Source organism: Candidatus Rhabdochlamydia sp. T3358 (assembly GCF_901000775.1).
GTDB lineage: Bacteria > Chlamydiota > Chlamydiia > Chlamydiales > Rhabdochlamydiaceae > Rhabdochlamydia.
This window is the reverse complement of sequence record NZ_CAAJGQ010000013.1, coordinates 1-15761: the sequence shown is the minus strand read 5'-3', so window position 1 is coordinate 15761 and position 15761 is coordinate 1. Positions and strand designations below refer to the sequence as shown.

15 protein-coding genes, 1 tRNA gene and 1 pseudogene are annotated in these 15761 nt (G+C 38.6%); 14 read left to right on the top strand and 3 right to left on the bottom strand.

Annotation, left to right across the window (positions count from 1 at the left end):
• The first annotated feature begins 88 nt into the window (after positions 1 to 88).
• Positions 89 to 682, top strand: a complete 594-nt coding sequence (locus RHTP_RS03950; protein WP_138106831.1) for a CDP-alcohol phosphatidyltransferase family protein — start codon at positions 89 to 91, stop codon at positions 680 to 682.
• Here the strand turns inward: RHTP_RS03950 and RHTP_RS03945 are convergent.
• Genes RHTP_RS03945 through RHTP_RS09120 form a run of 3 tightly spaced genes read right to left on the bottom strand, consistent with a single transcriptional unit; the run spans position 665 to position 2792 of the window.
• Positions 665 to 2116, bottom strand: a complete 1452-nt coding sequence (locus RHTP_RS03945; protein WP_171005726.1) for a glycogen synthase — start codon at positions 2114 to 2116, stop codon at positions 665 to 667. The genes RHTP_RS03950 and RHTP_RS03945 overlap by 18 nt on opposite strands.
• A 7-nt stretch (positions 2117 to 2123) precedes the next feature.
• A complete protein-coding gene (locus tag RHTP_RS03940) occupies positions 2124 to 2636 on the bottom strand; it encodes a disulfide bond formation protein B (RefSeq protein WP_138106829.1) in 513 nt (170 codons plus the stop codon).
• Positions 2637 to 2639: 3 nt separating this feature from the next.
• Entirely contained in the window at positions 2640 to 2792 is a 153-nt protein-coding gene (locus RHTP_RS09120; protein WP_350339686.1) for a DUF5993 family protein, read from the bottom strand.
• Positions 2793 to 3040: 248 nt separating this feature from the next.
• Here RHTP_RS09120 and RHTP_RS09075 point away from each other — a divergent pair, with 248 nt between their 5' ends.
• From RHTP_RS09075 to RHTP_RS03880, 13 genes and pseudogenes are all read left to right on the top strand, one after another.
• Positions 3041 to 7525 carry an autotransporter-associated beta strand repeat-containing protein gene (locus tag RHTP_RS09075; protein ID WP_138106828.1) on the top strand — a complete coding sequence of 1495 codons (4485 nt, stop codon included), beginning with the start codon at positions 3041 to 3043 and terminating at the stop codon, positions 7523 to 7525.
• Between the two features lie 183 nt (positions 7526 to 7708).
• Positions 7709 to 7780 (top strand) — tRNA-Gln (locus RHTP_RS03930).
• Between the two features lie 24 nt (positions 7781 to 7804).
• Positions 7805 to 8722 carry a ribose-phosphate diphosphokinase gene (locus RHTP_RS03925; protein WP_244609522.1) on the top strand — a complete coding sequence of 306 codons (918 nt, stop codon included), beginning with the start codon at positions 7805 to 7807 and terminating at the stop codon, positions 8720 to 8722.
• Positions 8723 to 8765: 43 nt separating this feature from the next.
• Complete coding sequence (locus tag RHTP_RS03920; RefSeq protein WP_138106826.1) at positions 8766 to 9326, top strand: 50S ribosomal protein L25/general stress protein Ctc; 561 nt, start codon at positions 8766 to 8768, stop codon at positions 9324 to 9326.
• A gap of 13 nt (positions 9327 to 9339) precedes the next feature.
• The gene (gene pth / locus RHTP_RS03915; RefSeq protein ID WP_138106825.1) at positions 9340 to 9942 is read left to right on the top strand and encodes an aminoacyl-tRNA hydrolase; all 603 of its coding nucleotides are present in this window, start codon (positions 9340 to 9342) and stop codon (positions 9940 to 9942) included.
• Positions 9943 to 9970: 28 nt separating this feature from the next.
• Positions 9971 to 10294: pseudogene (rpsF, locus tag RHTP_RS03910) on the top strand (30S ribosomal protein S6); the annotation flags it as partial.
• Positions 10271 to 10540: a 30S ribosomal protein S18 gene (rpsR, locus tag RHTP_RS08950; protein WP_502705346.1), complete on the top strand. Its 270-nt coding sequence runs from the start codon at positions 10271 to 10273 to the stop codon at positions 10538 to 10540. The pseudogene rpsF and the gene rpsR, both read left to right, overlap by 24 nt.
• 9 nt (positions 10541 to 10549) lie before the next feature.
• Positions 10550 to 11017, top strand: a complete 468-nt coding sequence (gene rplI, locus RHTP_RS03905; protein WP_138106824.1) for a 50S ribosomal protein L9 — start codon at positions 10550 to 10552, stop codon at positions 11015 to 11017.
• Positions 11018 to 11023: 6 nt separating this feature from the next.
• A complete protein-coding gene (ispE, locus tag RHTP_RS03900) occupies positions 11024 to 11884 on the top strand; it encodes a 4-(cytidine 5'-diphospho)-2-C-methyl-D-erythritol kinase (RefSeq protein WP_138106823.1) in 861 nt (286 codons plus the stop codon).
• Positions 11877 to 12854, top strand: coding sequence for an ADP-glyceromanno-heptose 6-epimerase (rfaD, locus tag RHTP_RS03895; protein ID WP_138106822.1), 978 nt, complete (start codon positions 11877 to 11879; stop codon positions 12852 to 12854). The genes ispE and rfaD overlap by 8 nt, the downstream gene beginning before the upstream one ends.
• The gene (gene rfaE1, locus RHTP_RS03890; RefSeq protein ID WP_138106821.1) at positions 12848 to 14176 is read left to right on the top strand and encodes a D-glycero-beta-D-manno-heptose-7-phosphate kinase; all 1329 of its coding nucleotides are present in this window, start codon (positions 12848 to 12850) and stop codon (positions 14174 to 14176) included. The genes rfaD and rfaE1 overlap by 7 nt, the downstream gene beginning before the upstream one ends.
• Positions 14177 to 14285: 109 nt before the next feature.
• Positions 14286 to 15089, top strand: coding sequence for an HD domain-containing protein (locus tag RHTP_RS03885; RefSeq protein WP_138106820.1), 804 nt, complete (start codon positions 14286 to 14288; stop codon positions 15087 to 15089).
• Between the two features lie 222 nt (positions 15090 to 15311).
• On the top strand, positions 15312 to 15761 hold a 450-nt coding region (locus tag RHTP_RS03880; RefSeq protein WP_138106819.1), incomplete at its 3' end, for a hypothetical protein.

Below are 15761 nucleotides of genomic sequence, written 5' to 3'. Positions count from 1 at the left end.
GTTAGAGCATCTCTTTTCAAAAAAGACGGACATGAGTTAGCATTACTGTAAAAGACATTAAACTTTAAGTCTAGATAAAGGAGGATAAATGAGCATAGCGCTCATACTCACATTATTGCGTATTTTACTAGGCCCGATATTTGTTGCTCTTTATCTGTATCATGATCAATTCGGATTTACATTGCTTTCGTTGCCTTATGTCTTATTGTGCTTAACCGTGTTATCAGAGGTTTCAGATGTATTTGATGGATTGTTAGCGCGTAGATATAATAAAGTTACAGATTTAGGGAAATTACTGGATCCCATGGCGGATAGTATTTTTCGTCTTTCTGTTTTTTTAGCTTTTACTCAAGGGGTAATCCAGCTTCCTTTGTTGCTTGTGTGTATCTTTTTTTATCGAGATATTGTGATTAGTACACTTAGAGCTTTATGTGGGTTAAGGGGATTTGCTCTAGCAGCGCGTCTTTCAGGCAAAATTAAAGCGGTTGTGCAGGCAATAATTATTTTCTTTATTCTGGTAATGCTTATTCCTTATTCTCTTGGCTATTTAGAATTGGGTTTATTACGAAAATTAAGTGTTTATAGCGTAAGTATAGGGGTTATTTATACTCTTTATTCAGGATGTGAATATATAGTGGCTAATCGATCTTACATTCAAAAAGCATTAGGACTTAAGAGATAAAAGTTCTTCATATATGCATAGGTATTGTTTGGTTCTTTTTTCCCAACTAGAATCATAGTTAAGGTCTGCTTTCATAATTTGTTGCCACTTTTTGTGGTTTTTATAACAGGCAATAGCCCTTGTCAAGGCCCAATTCACACCTTGCTGATCAGGAAATGCAAAGGTGAAACCATTGCGCTTCTCAAAAGGTTTATCAGAGGTATCAATATCAAAGACAGTGTCCACAAGTCCTCCTGTCATTCTAGCAATAGGAATTGTCCCATAACGCATGGCGATCATTTGTGTAAGTCCGCACGGCTCGAATAAAGAAGGAATAATCAATAGATCAGAGGCTGCAAAGATAAGATGGGCTAACTCTTCATCATTCATGAGCAAAATAGCTACTCTGTTATCATTTCGATATTTTTCTTGCAGGGAAACAAACCGCTCTTCTATATCATTATTTGATTGAGAAACGGAACCCAAAAGAACAAATTGTCCTCCTAATTCTAGAGTGCGAATCACTCCATATTCAATTAAATCAGGACCTTTTTGAGGAACAAGCCTAGTAATGCAAGAAACTAAAGGGACATTTTCTTGAATAAGAGATAGATGTTTTTGTAAAAAACATTTGTTTGTTAGCTTAGCTTTTAGAACACTTTCTAACTCGTTTATAGGATAATTTCTTTTAAGATAAGGATCTTTGGCTGGGTTCCAATAATCCTGATCAATACCATTTAAGATACTTACTAACTTTTTTTGAGATTCTCGTAAAACCCCATCTAATCCACATCCTCCTTCAGGTGTTTGAATTTCTTGTTTGTAATTAGGAGAAACAATAGCTACACAATCAGCATAGATGATTCCTGTCTCTAATACATTCAAGGAATCAGAAAAGCCAAGATCTTTTAAAAGATCTCTGCCTAGCTTAAAAAGAGTATTTATAGAACAAACTCCTTGATGTGCTAAATTGTGAATAGTTAAAACACTCTTTAATTTGTAATTATTTTCCTGGCATAGAAGAGCCATTAAAGAGGTGTGCCAATCATGTAAATGTAGAATATCGGGTTGTTTTCCTAATTGCAGTAAGAATTGCATAGCTACGCAAGAGAAATAAATAAAGCGATCGATATCATCAGAGCATCCATAGATAACACCGCGATTGTACAAGTGTTCTGGATGATCTGATTCTATTAGAAAAATTTTTAACTCACCTAAACTAGCCGACCAAATCGTATTGTTATAACGACTAGAGCCTGCAAGTATCCAGATGTCTTTCTGCTCTACTTTTAGATCAGTTAGTTGTCTGTAGTCAGTACAGTCATACTTTGGTAAAATAACCTCTGTTGTATACCCGAGTTTCAGAGTTTCTTGACAAAGACCATATACAACATCGGCTAATCCCCCTACTTTAGCAATGGGGGCAAGTTCTGAAGCAATGTGAATGATATGCATAAATGATTTAGCCTGTACAAGCGCTAAGGCCACATTCTTGAAGAGTTGTAACCACATTTGCTGCAGTCATAAACAATACCAGCCAAAAAGCAATCTTTTCAAAGATGCTCATTTGCACTTTTTGTATGTGCTGAGGAGATGTAGTATGAAGAAAGAGCAAAATTGCAGATACAAAAATAGAACAAGCAAAGACAACTAAAGCCCAAGTATATAGCTCTAAGCCAAGAACGGGTTCTCCAAATGAAGAGAACCCAGGGCAAATGTGAAGGGATATTTGCCTTAAAGAAACAAACCCTCCAAAAAGAGCGCTTAAAATCGAAACTGCATAATGAGCTGGGTAAACACCAAAACGTAGATTTAATAAAGGCCCCATAGCTACTCCAATCATACTTAAACGTTGTAATAAACAAAGAGGACAAGGTAATTCATGTTTGAGAAATTGCACGGAATAGCCACCTAAAAGCACTCCGCAAATCACAAATGCCCAAATGGTATTCAAGCTGCGCTCTAATTTATACATGCTTCAAATCCGAATCTTAAGAATATCTGTTGCGTGATGCCATAACATAAAGATGCAAAAAACAAGATTAATAAGAGTTAAGCCAATCCCCACTTTCCGATAGCCTCTCCAAACAAATAAGATCGTAATCATAAAAATAAAAAATAACAATGCCATCATGAGTAATTCAGCACCTCTTTATGAAAGAATTAATCTATTTGTTTTTTTTAAGCAACTTAACTTTCTAAAAAATCAGCTAATTTTTTGTGAGGTTTTTTCAGATAGTAAAATTATTATACAAAAATAATAATAAATTATTTATACCTCATATTTAGAAACAAGAGCGGCTCTCTTGGTTTTTTGGAAACCTGCTTGTCAGGGCTATTCTTGAAACTGCAAAAACAAGGTTTGGCACCATGAAATACATGAAGTTTTTAATTACATCTTTAACACTATTTACCTATCAGTTACACGCTGTGCAAAACTTAGTTGTTAACGTGCCAGGAGATAGTGCATCTACTGCAGCTGGTACTTTTACCTTTGGCAGCCCTACAGCATCATCAGGTGATCTTCGCGGTTGTTTGAATTATATCAATACAGCAACGACATCTACAACTGATACCTTTAATATCACATTCAATCTACCTAGTAGTCCAACTATTTCAATAGGACAATTGCTTCCTATCGTTAACCTTGCAAATACTAATACCGTAACTATCGATGGTACTAATGGAGGAAATCAAATTGTAATTGACGGAACCAACGGATCCAATCCAACGCTTAGAGGCTTCTATATTCGCCAAGGAACCGTCACAGTAGAAAACATCACTTTAAGCAATACAGGTGATGGCCGTGATTCATCTGGATTTACCTCAGGTGGAGGGGGATTAGGAGCTGGAGCTGGTATTTTTAATGACGAAGCTGCTCTTACCATAGACAATGTTACATTCCAAAATTGTATCGCAACAGGAGGTGCATCACAACCAGGAGGTGTAGGTTGTGCTGGAGGGGGAGGATTAGGTGGAAATGGAGGAACAAGAGGCTTTGCTAATGGTGCAAGTGGTGGTGGTGGTGGTGGTGGAATAGGTGGTAACGGTGGTAATGGGGCGACTACTGATTCAACTACAATTGGAAATGCTGGCTGTGGTGGTGGTGGTGGAACTTTAGGAGCTGGTGGTGCTGGAGGAATATCAAATAGTACAACTGGTAGTGGCACCGGAGGAGGAGGAGGAGGAGGAGGAGTTGGATTTAGCTCAACCGGTGGTGCAGGAGGAACGGAAGATGCAGGTGGAACAGGAGTTGGAGGAGTAGGAGGAAGTGGAGGCACAGTTAATGGTTTGCAAATCGGTGGTGGAGGTGGCGGTGGTGGCTCTAGAGCCACCACCGCGACAGGAGCAAATGGAGGGGGAGTAGGTTGCACGGGTGTTGCTGCACAATCAGGAGCAGGAGGAGGAGGATCTGGTTCAGGTTCTCCCGCATGCACAAATGCCGCCGGATCAACAGGAGGAAATGGTGGTATATTCGGTGGAGGAGGAGGTGCTGGTAACTCTGGACAAACCGGACCTGCCAATCCAGGCGGAGCAGGAGGCCTTATTGGAGGAGGCGGTGGTGGTGGAACGATATCCAACAACAGCACCCAACTAGGTGGAGCTGGAGGATATGGTGGCGGGGGTGGAGCACCAGGCGGTGCCGGTGGATTTGGCGCTGGTGGTGGTGGATCGGGTAGGTTCTCTAGTGTAGTAGGTGGAAATGGAGGATTTGGTGGTGGTGGTGGTGCCGGCTCTTCAACGGGAACGGCAGGAGGAAATGGAGGATTTGGTGCTGGCGGTGGTGGCGGTGTTGGTACGGCTGGGACAGGAGGCACAGGAGCAGGAAATGGATCGGTTACTCCCTTTGCTGGAGGGGGAGGAGCCGGTTTTGGGGGAGCCATTTTTAGTCGCGCTGGATCTGTTCTCGTTTTGGGGAATACCACTACCACAGGGTGTAATGTTGTAGCAGGAACAGGCGGGGTGTCTGCAAGAAACGGTTCAACCGCCGGACAAGATTTTTTTGGAGTTTCTAATGGGATAGATGGAACTCTCACACAAATAACTTTTAACCCAACTTCTGGGCAAATCCAGTCTTTTTCAGGATCTATTGGTGATACCAGTGCAAATACATTACCCGTAGGATCAAGCGATAACCCTGGTAGTGGCGCAGGACTCCTTCTTCAAAAAAATGGCGCAGGACTTCTGATCTTATTAGGAGCCAATAAATATTCTGGGGGAACAAACGTTACAGCTGGAATATTGCAGGGAAATACCTTGAGTTTGCAAGGAAATATTACAAACGGTACTACAGTCATCTTCGATGAGCCCAGCACAGGTACCCCAGGTACTTATGCAGGTGTAATTAGTGGACCAGGAACCCTTATCAAGCAAAATACAGGGACAACCACATTTACAGGGGTCAATACTTATGGAGGAGGAACAACCATTACTGGAGGAACGCTTGCTCTTTCAGGAGCTGGTAGTTTAAACTCAACAGGATTTGTGACCATCAATGCAGGAACTTTTGACATTAGTGGCATCACTGCTGCCTCTCAAACAATTGGTGATTTAAGCGGAGCTGGCACAGTTAATTTAGGAGCTAAAGATCTCATAGAAGGCACAACTAGTAGCACTACTTACTCAGGAGTTATTCAAGGGTCTGGTGGACTTACTAAACAAGGCAGCGGCACACTTACTCTAACAGGAACAAGTACCTATACAGGAGGAACAATCATTAATGTAGGAACACTAGCTCTTTCAGGGGCAGGCGCCCTTTCTTCTACCGGGGATGTTGCTATTGGTTCAGGTGGGGCAACTTTTGACATTAGCGCTATTAATGCTGCCTCACAGACAATAGGAAATTTAACGGGAGTAGCGGGCGGCTTTGTTACCTTAGGAGCCAAGGGTCTTATTACGGGAACAGCTAGTAACGATACTTATGCCGGGGTCATTCAAGGGACGGGCTCTCTTACCAAACAAGGCAGCGGGATCTTTACTCTAACAGGAGCCAATACGTATTCTGGAGGAACAACCATTAACGCAGGAACGCTTGCCCTTTCAGGAGCAGGTGCTTTAAATTCTACTGGAGATGTTGCCATTAATGCAGGAACTTTTGATATTAGCGGTATCACCGCTGCCTCTCAAACAATAGGGGATTTAAGCGGTGCTGGTACGATTAACTTAGGAGCTAAAGAGCTTGTTGAAGGTACAGCTAATAGTACTACTTATGCAGGGGTTATTCAAGGGATTGGCGGCTCCTTTACCAAACAAGGCAGTGGAACCTTGATGCTAACAGGAACAAGCACCTATACAGGCGGAACCAATATTAATGCAGGTACTCTTCTTGTTAATGGGGAAATAGGAAGCACAGTGACTGTAGCTGCAAATGCCACTTTAGGAGGAACAGGCACCGTCGGTGATTTAATCAACGGGGGATTTGTTTCACCTGGAGAATCTATTGGGACGCTTACCGTTAATGGAAACTACACTCAGCTTCCTAATGGACAGTTAGACATAGAAATAGATCCTGATGGGTCAACTGATTTGCTCGATATTACAGGAACTGCAACGCTCAATGGGGCTTTGCATGTTATTCCAGCAGTTGGTGTATATGCAGATAGCACCATTTATACTTTTCTTACTGCAACCGGTGGTGTAGCTGGTGTGTTTAGTAGTAGTTTTAGCGACATTGCTATACCTTATTCTGTAAATTATTCTCCAACTAGCGCCTTTCTGATCATATCCCCTTTTATTATTACTCCTGTACCTAATGAAGACTTAAGCGGTAATGCAAGAGCTGTTGCCGATTATCTCTTTTGTACTTCTTTTGATTTTGGTAACCAAGATCTAGTTAATTTAGCAATAGCTTTAACAGCTCTTCCTCCAAGTGGATACCAATCAGCACTCACTACATTAACCCCTGCTCCCTTTGCAGCATTTCCCTTAGTAGAATTAGAGAATAACTACAATGTAGCCTCGACGTTTTTTGCACAACAAGTAGGGCAAAATCCTCCTTGTTGTGAAGGAATAGATGCAACCGCGAATGTATGGTTAAGCCCTATAGGCTTTATCTACACTCAAGACAACCAACATGAAACACCAGGCTTTAACGATCACACTTATGGAGTCTCTGGTGGTGTAGATGGTCTAGTAGCGGATGATTTAAGTATAGGTGTAGGCCTTGGATATACTCATACCCGTCTTAACTGGAATTGGGGAAAAGGAAGAGCTAATGCAAACTCTGCTTACTTAGGTCCTTATTTGAAATACAATTACAAGGCTTTTTATCTAGATTTTCTGGTGTTAGGAGTGGGTAACTTTTACGAAGCTGATCGAAAAATACAATTTCCAGGGTATTCTCGCAAAGCAGACTCTCATCCCACCACCTGGGATGTTTCAGAAACGCTGCTTGTGGGTTTAAGACTCGGGCCTCTTTGTCGATTAGGTATTCTCTTTCAACCTGAAATCAGATTAGATCAGTTTAATATGTTCCAGAGAAGCTTTACTGAAAGCGGCGCTGGTGTAATCAATCTTGATGTAGAAAATCGCTATGCTTCTTTTTTCCGCACTTTGGTTAATGCAAAATTCGCCAGGGAATGGACTCTTTGTAATACGTGTTTAGTTCCTAGTGTTAATGTAGGTTGGCTAAGGACCACTCCTCTGACAGGAAATCACTACACTACTAAATTTCGTAACGATACATTTTGCCAACCCAATTTTACAGTTCCCGGTTTTCATAAAACGATCAATCAAGTTCTTGTTGGAGCGCAGATTCTGGCCTCATATCAAGGATGCTTTGATTTCTCTTTAGGCTATCAAGGCAAGTTTGGAGAAGGGGCAACGGTAAATGAAGTAAACATGGGTTTGAACTGGAGATTCTAGTCTTTAGTTTTTCTAAAAAAATACTTTGATAAGTAGCTTTAAATATAGCAGCTGCTCAAAGTTTTAAATATTTTTTTAAGCAAGCGTTAAGTAGCGTATAAGTAGATCATTAGCTGGAAAAAGATCTATTTAAAGTTGCTTTTTAATCTCTAAAAAACTAATCTTTGTTCTGTTTATGGATACTGGGGTGTCGCCAAGCGGTAAGGCAGCGGTTTTTGGTACCGCCATTCGGAGGTTCGAATCCTTCCACCCCAATTAATTTAACTTAAAGCAATGTCCATGTCTTTTAGCAATTCTTTTATGTTATTTGCAGGAACTTCTCACAGAGAACTTGCAGAGCAAATTGCAAAAAACTTGGAAGTTGAGTTAGGAAAAACTCTCATTGAGACTTTTCCAGATGGCGAGATAGGCATCTCTATTTTAGAGAGTGTCCGTGGTAAGGATGTGTTCGTTGTGCAATCAATGGCACCCCATCCAAATTCCTATCTCATGGAACTGTTGATTTTTGTTGATGCATTAAAGCGCTCGTCCGCTCGTTCAATTATTGCCGTGATTCCTTATTTTGGGTATGCACGTCAAGATCGAAGGGGAATGGGAAGAGAACCGATTACAGCAAAACTCGTTGCAGATCTTCTGCAACGATCTGGTGTAACGCGTATATTGACAATGGATTTGCATACAGAACAAATTCAAGGATTTTTTGATATCCCCGTTGATAATCTTTATGCGCGTCCGGTGTTAGTAGAGGCTGTTCGGAAACTACAGCCTAATCAGGTAGTGACGCCTGATGTAGGTAGTATTAAATTAGCTTGTGCTTTTGCAGAAAAATTAAATATTGATTTTGCAGTTATTGATAAACGACGTGTAAATGCAAATGAAGTGGAGTCTGCTTTAATTGGAGATGTCTATCAGAAGCGTGTTTTGCTCGTAGATGATATGTGCTCAACCGGAGGGACTTTAAAAAAAGCAGCTTTAGTTTGTAAAAAAGCTGGAGCTAGCGCAGTTTTTGCAGCTGTTACACATGGATTGTTTATAGAAAAATTTGAAAATAGTGGGATTGAAAAGATAATTATGAGTAATACAGTGCCAACTTCTAATTACGATGTGGAAGTTGTCTCAGTAGCACCTTTATTTGCAGAAGCAATAAGATCGATTGTTGATGCTAAATCTATTTCCTCACTTTTTACACGGTTTTAATTTTATCTTAAGGAAATACCTTAGAAATTTGGAGTAATTTATTATGAAGCTTGTAGTGAAACCTCGTTTTAGCCAGAAAAAAAGCGAAGTAAAGCAGATTCGGTCTGTAGGGGATATTCCTGCTGTTATCTATTCTTTAAAGAAAGAGCCTGCGAGTCTAACCGTTAATGGTCAAGAATTTGATGCGGTATTAAGACAAATGCAGCCAGGGCATTTGCCGGTCACTGTTTTTACCTTAAGTGACGGGGTAAAGGAGTGCCAAGCTATTATTAAAGAAATTCAATATCATGTAATTACCTATAAGGTTTCGCATATTGATTTTGAAGAGTTAATAGACGGTGTGGATGTAAATGTAAAAGTGCCTGTTAACTGTATAGGAACAATGGAGTGTGTGGGAGTTAAATTAGGCGGAGTTGTGCGCCAGGTAATGCGCCATGTGAAAGTGAAATGCCAGCCAAAGCATATTCCTACAAAATTCGATATCGATGTAAAGAATGCTAATATTGGAAACTCTTTACGTGTGAAAGATTTGCAAGGAATAACAAGTGATGTAACTGTTCTAGCAAAAGATCATGACGTTGTAACTGTTATTGCAAAAAGATAATTGAGTTTTAAAATTGAGAGAAACAGAAAAACATTTACTTGTTGGACTGGGAAATCCTGGTGAAAAGTATAAAAATACAAGGCATAACGTAGGGTTTAAAGCGATTGATTTTTTTGCTAATCAGTATGGCCTTGCTTTTCGTGAATCAGTGCGATTTCGTGGATCTTTAGCTCAAGGTTGCATACAAGACAAGCAGGTCATTTTATTGAAGCCTATGACTTTTATGAACGTAAGTGGGGAATCGATAAAGAGCTGCGTAGAATACTTTTCTATTCCACAAGAGAAGATATTGATTGTTTGTGACGACGTCAGTATTGCTTTAGGAAAGATGAGAATGCGAATGAAGGGATCTTCTGGAGGGCATAACGGATTAAAAAGCGTACTTGCAAGTTTAGCCACTGAAGAATTCGCTAGATTGAGAATTGGTGTGGATTTTCCACAATTGGAAGAGGATTTATCTGATTATGTATTGGGACACTTCACTAAAGAACAGCAAAAAACTATAGAGGAGATGCTCCCTTTTGTCGTCTTGGTCTTAAATGAATGGACTGCAAAAGGAATAGCTCCAAGTATGCAACTGGCCCACAGTTATCCAGATTGCAAAAATGACAAATAATTTAAGTTTAAACTTAAGGAGAAAAAAAATGGCTAAGCAAAAAAGCCAGCTCTACGAAGGAATATACGTTTTAAGCGCTACGCTAAGCGACGAAGCTAGACAAAAAGCGCTTGAGAAAATTACAAACGGTATTTTAGAGCGCGGTGGGGTAGAACATAAGATTTTTGATCAAGGGCGTAAAAAACTAGCCTATGAAATCAACAAGCGGCGTGAAGGATATTATTACATCATTTATTTTACGATTGATACATGCTATTTCAAAGAGATTTGGAGAGAGTATCATTTAAATGAAGATCTTATACGCTTCATGACACTTAGAGCAGATAATATCCCTGAGAAAATAGAGTTTAGTTATGAAGAAAAACAAACGGTTGAGAAGCCTTTTGCAAAAAAGAGCAAGCAATGTCCTTTTAAATCAGCTGGAGTGCGCCATATTGATTATAAAGATGTTGAAACACTAGTTCGTTTTATTACAGAGCGCGGTAAGATCATCCCAAGAAGAATTACTGGTGTATCTGCCTATTACCAACGTAAATTAGCTCAAGCGATCAAACAATCAAGACATGTGGCTTTTTTACCATTTGTCGCACAAGATTAAGGAAGATATATGCGTAACCAACGGCAACGTAGTCAATTACTACTTTTAAAAGATGTCCAGCAACTTGGACGCAGCGGAGATATTGTGCATGTAAAGCCCGGCTATGCATGGAACTATCTGATCCCTACAGGTAGAGCGGTTTTTCCTGATAAGCGTACATTGCGCAATCAAGCAAACCTTAAAGAACAAAGAGAACAGCAAGCAAAATTAGATCGTGAAGAATCTGAATTAATTGCTAAAAAGTTAGAGGAAATGTCTTTAGAAATCTTTGTAAAGGTAGATCCTGATGGTCATATGTATGGATCTGTAAAACCGCAAGACATTGTACACTTACTGCAGGAAAATCAGCAGATTAACTTAGATCGTCGTAATATTTTAACTTCGACTATTAAAGAGTTAGGAACATATAAAATTTCTCTTTCCCTCAAGGAAAATGTGCCCGCACAATTTACTTTGCATGTGATTAAAGAGGTCTAAAGTCTCTTGAATCTAGAAAATTTTAAGGGGAAAGATCAAGCTCTTAAGCTGCTTTCCCCTGCTAAAGTTAATCTATTTTTTCGCATACATCATCAGAGACAAGATAAATACCATCAAATCTCCTCTCTTTATCAAGCAATCAACTTATCAGATACCCTTTCTATTTGTTTAGCTGATAAAGATGGTTTTCATTGCAATTTGGATCACCTCTGTGATCTACAAGAAAATTTCATTTGGAAAGCTATATTTTTATTTCGTCAAAAAACAGGCTGGAATCAAAAGCTGTCTATTTACTTGCAAAAGAGCATTCCTTTGCAAGCGGGTTTAGGAGGAGGAAGCAGCAATGCAGCAACGATGCTGTGGGCTCTTAATCTGCTCTCTCGTTACCATTTTAAGGAAAGTCTATTAGCTCTTTGGGCAGCTGAATTAGGTTCTGATATGCCTTTTTTCTTCTCTGAAGGAACAGCTTATTGTCAAGGAAAAGGGGAGATCATACAGAATGTAGCTAACCTACCGCCCACTCATTTTTGGTTAGCAGTGCCTCAATTTGGCTTATCTACTCCTCTAGTCTATCAAACATGTGATGTAAAGAACTTGCCTCATTGGGATAGTGTCAAAGCTTTATCCGATGCAACCCAAGGTAAACTCATTTTAAAAAATGATTTAGAGCCGGCAGCTTTTTATCTAAAACCTGAACTACAGATCATCAAACATCAGCTTTTAGAAATGGGGTTTACACAAGTGTCTATAACAGGCAGCGGCACAGCTTTCATCTGCTTTGGATCTTTAGAAAAACCAGAATCATCAGAAATCATTTTTTATCCTGTGCATTTTTTACAAAGAAAGCTAGGCTATTGGTATGAATAACGATCAGTTTATTGTAATCACGGGAGCTGCGGGATTAATAGGTTCTTGCTGTGTCCGCTATTTAAATGATCTAGGCTTTACCAATCTGATTTTAGTCGATGATATCAAAAAAACAAATAAATGGAAAAATCTTTTAAATAAGAAATATGTCGATTTTATCTCCAAGCATCAGTTGTTTGATTGGCTGAAAGGCAAAGAAAAAGAAATAAAGGCTTTTATTCATTTAGGAGCTTGTTCTGATACTTTAGAACAAAATGAAGAATACTTGATGCAAAATAACCTGCACTACTCCATTCGTTTAGCTGAGTATGCCCTTAGGGCAAAACATCGATTTATTTATGCTTCTTCTGCTGCTACATATGGGGATGGATCCCAAGGATTTATTGATGATCACGCTAGGCTTGAGTATTTAAAACCCTTAAATCCATACGGCTTTTCTAAATATGCTTTTGATTTATGGTTGAAACAGCAGGGGTTTTTGGATCAAGTTGTAGGCTTAAAGTATTTTAATGTTTTCGGGCCTAATGAAAATCATAAAGGACGTATGGCTTCTATGATTTATAAAATGACATCGCTTGTGCAAAAGGAAAAACTGATTCGTTTATTTGCTTCTTCAGACCCAGATCAATTTGCTGATGGGGAACAGTGTCGCGACTTTATTTATGTAAAAGATGCCTGTCAGATGACCTGTGAGTTCTTAAAAAATTCCATAGGTGGTATTTTTAATATAGGGTCAGGAGCTACTACTACATGGCGCTCTTTAGCTTTAGCTATTTTTAAAGCGTTGAAAATACCACCTAGCATTACATTTATAGAAATGCCTAAAGAGCTCGGTTCTCAATATCAAAATTATACCTGCGCAGATATGGAAAAATATATAAAAAATGTAAAGCAACCTAAGCTGTATTCTATAGAAGATGCGGTAGAAGACTATGTGCAAAATTATTTAATTGTGGATAAGAGATGGTAAAACTCAGTGGCATGCTTAGTCAATTTGATCCTGTACATGTTTTAGTCATTGGCGACTTTTTATTAGATACTTATACAACAGGTAAAATCAAAAGGATGTCCCCAGAGGCACCAGTTCCTATCTTACATGTAGAGAAAGAAGAAAACCGTCCAGGAGGAGCGGGTAATGTTGTGTTAAACCTGATTTCACTAGGGGCACAAGTTACTGCTGTAGGAAGAATAGGATATGATTTTGCAGGAAAGTGGTTGTATGATTTTTTGGAAGCAGAAGGGGTTAATGTTCAAGCACTGTTATCTCAAAAAGGATACAAGACCCCTGTTAAGAATCGATTAATTGCAAATTCACAGCAAATTTTACGGTTTGATCATGAAGAAGCTACTTCTTTATTAAAAGACCTAGAAAAAAAGCTTATTCAACAATTGCCAGCTCTTTTGGAAACGATACAAATAGTTGCCATTTCTGATTATGGCAAAGAATTTTTATCATGTTCTTTATTAAAAACTGTGATTCAGTTGGCTCAAAAACGCTCTATTCCTGTTATTGTTGATCCAAAAGGAGAAGATTTTAGCAAATACAGTGGAGCTACGGTACTTAAACCCAATCTATCTGAAGCAATTGCTGCTGCAAAACTTTTAAAAACCAGTTCTTTAAATCAAGTAGCTGAAGCTATTTTTAGCCAATGCTGCGTGGAAATGCTTCTCATTACACGTTCAGAAGAGGGGATGTCTTTATTTACCCAGTCGGGATATGCATGTGATTTTTCTGTGCCTTCTAAAGAAGTGAAAGATGTAACAGGTGCAGGGGATACAGTTCTTGCTATGATGAGTATTGCATTAGCCAATCAGATGGATATAAACCACGCCGTCCAACTTTCTAATATTGCTGCAGGGATTGCTATTGAAAAACTGGGTTGCGCACGAGTAACTCTTTCTCATATAGCTCAAAGGCTATTAGAAATGGATGTCGAGAATAAAATCTTTGAGGAACATCACCTTTTTGCTTTGCAACAATCTTTAAAAGATGTCAGGTATACCGTTCTTGGAGTAGATAGTCAAAAAGGGATGTCAACAGCTTTATTTTCTACTTTTCGAAAGCTGTGTTCAAAAAAACTTAAATCAAAACTCATTGTTTATATCTGTGATACAAATCCAAACCAAGAATTTGTCCTATTGCTATCTTCTTTATCGGAAGTGGATTTTATTGTACTTAAAAGCGAGAGTTTGAAAAATTTGTGTAAAATTATCCATCCTGAACATGTGTTTGTAATGGATGAGTTAGAATTAATTCCATTAACACATCCCATGGAATTGTTTGTGTTATAAGAGCGTAGCATTTTTTCTTTGGTAAATAAAAAACGTTCATGTCAGAAAATTTCTTCTTTTGTATATACTTATCTTTTACGATATCTTAAGCCTTAGTTTGGGAATTTTTATGAATAATTGTGCGTTGACCTGTTTTATTTTAACTATAATGGCAAGCTCTTATGCTGATGATGTAAAGCCAAAAGTATCTATTTGTCAAGAATCTACTCAGCAGTTTACAAAGCAGATCATTCAAGAAAAAATAGAAGAGACAAGGACTTTAGTTGGTAAAATTGTGCATGATGATGAAATGGTTATGACACAATTTGATCTACTAACAGAAGAACTTATTATTGCTTATTGTCGAGAGAAAGGAATTACTTTAAACGAAGCAGAAGAGATTTTGCAAGCCATGCAATTTTCCGCAGAAAAACATCGTTTTCAAACACGTAAAAACGATCGCAAAACCCCTTATGTATCTCACTGTTTTGAGGTTGCTTATAAAGTGATGAGTATAGGAGAAGTAAGGGATTTAACGAGTATTTTAGCAAGTTTATTGCATGATACTCTAAAAGATACGCAAACAACAGTAGAAGAAATCGAAAAAAAATTTGGGATGCAAGTAGCTAAAGTAGTAGATGAGCTAACAGGGGACAGGAAAATATCCTTGCAAGAGAAAAAACGACAAGAAACAATTAATGCATCCTATCGATCAAAGCCTGCAGCAATAGTTCAATTGGCTGATACTCTTTGCAATACATTAGAACTTTTAAATCATCCTCCTAAAGGCTGGAGCCGAAAATACATTGATCAATATTTTCAATGGGCACAAACAGTTGTAGATCGTCTTCCATCTGTTAACCCTAAACTAAAAGAGGCGGTGCTTCTTACATTAAACCAGTATTGGGAAAGACAAGCAGCTTCATCAAATTAAATGCAATGTGCTTTTTTCATGTTGTTCTTTAAAGTTTAAAATCCTCTTGACTATTCCTTCTTTTAGAGATTTTTTATAGATATTTAAACTTTCTTCTTTAATGTAAATTTATTTTGCGTATGATTTGCCCCTTCAGATTGTAAAGAAGTGGGAATAATGCCTCAGATTGATCTAAAAGATATAGTTACTGCGCCTTTTAGAAGTAACTCCCCTAGAGTCTTCATGAGATATTTCTTTCTACTACTATTCCTGGTTCCTACCCTTATTTATGCAAAAAGCAATCAAGAAAAATGCACAAAGGTCTATAATAAAGGGTTTTTTGAATGGAATCGACATAATGAACTGATCGAAGATTTCAAAAGACTTGAGTCAAAAGATAAAGAATCTGGCATTTATATTCTAGATGAAGCTATGGCCTGTTGTAGACGAGCTAGAGAGCGGTATGACTATATTTTAAAAGATATGGCAACTCGATCTAAATCAGAGAGAAAAGAGAAGTGGCGTGTTCAGTTAAAAAAAGCATGTAAGCAAAATAAAGACAACATCAACGCTGAAATCGATCACATACAAACGGCTATTCATCAAATTCGCTCAAATAGTGCTATAAACAAAGCTCATGTTCTCTACCAAGAGAGTGGACAAAAAGCAGCTCTTGCAAATACCAAAAGTCAA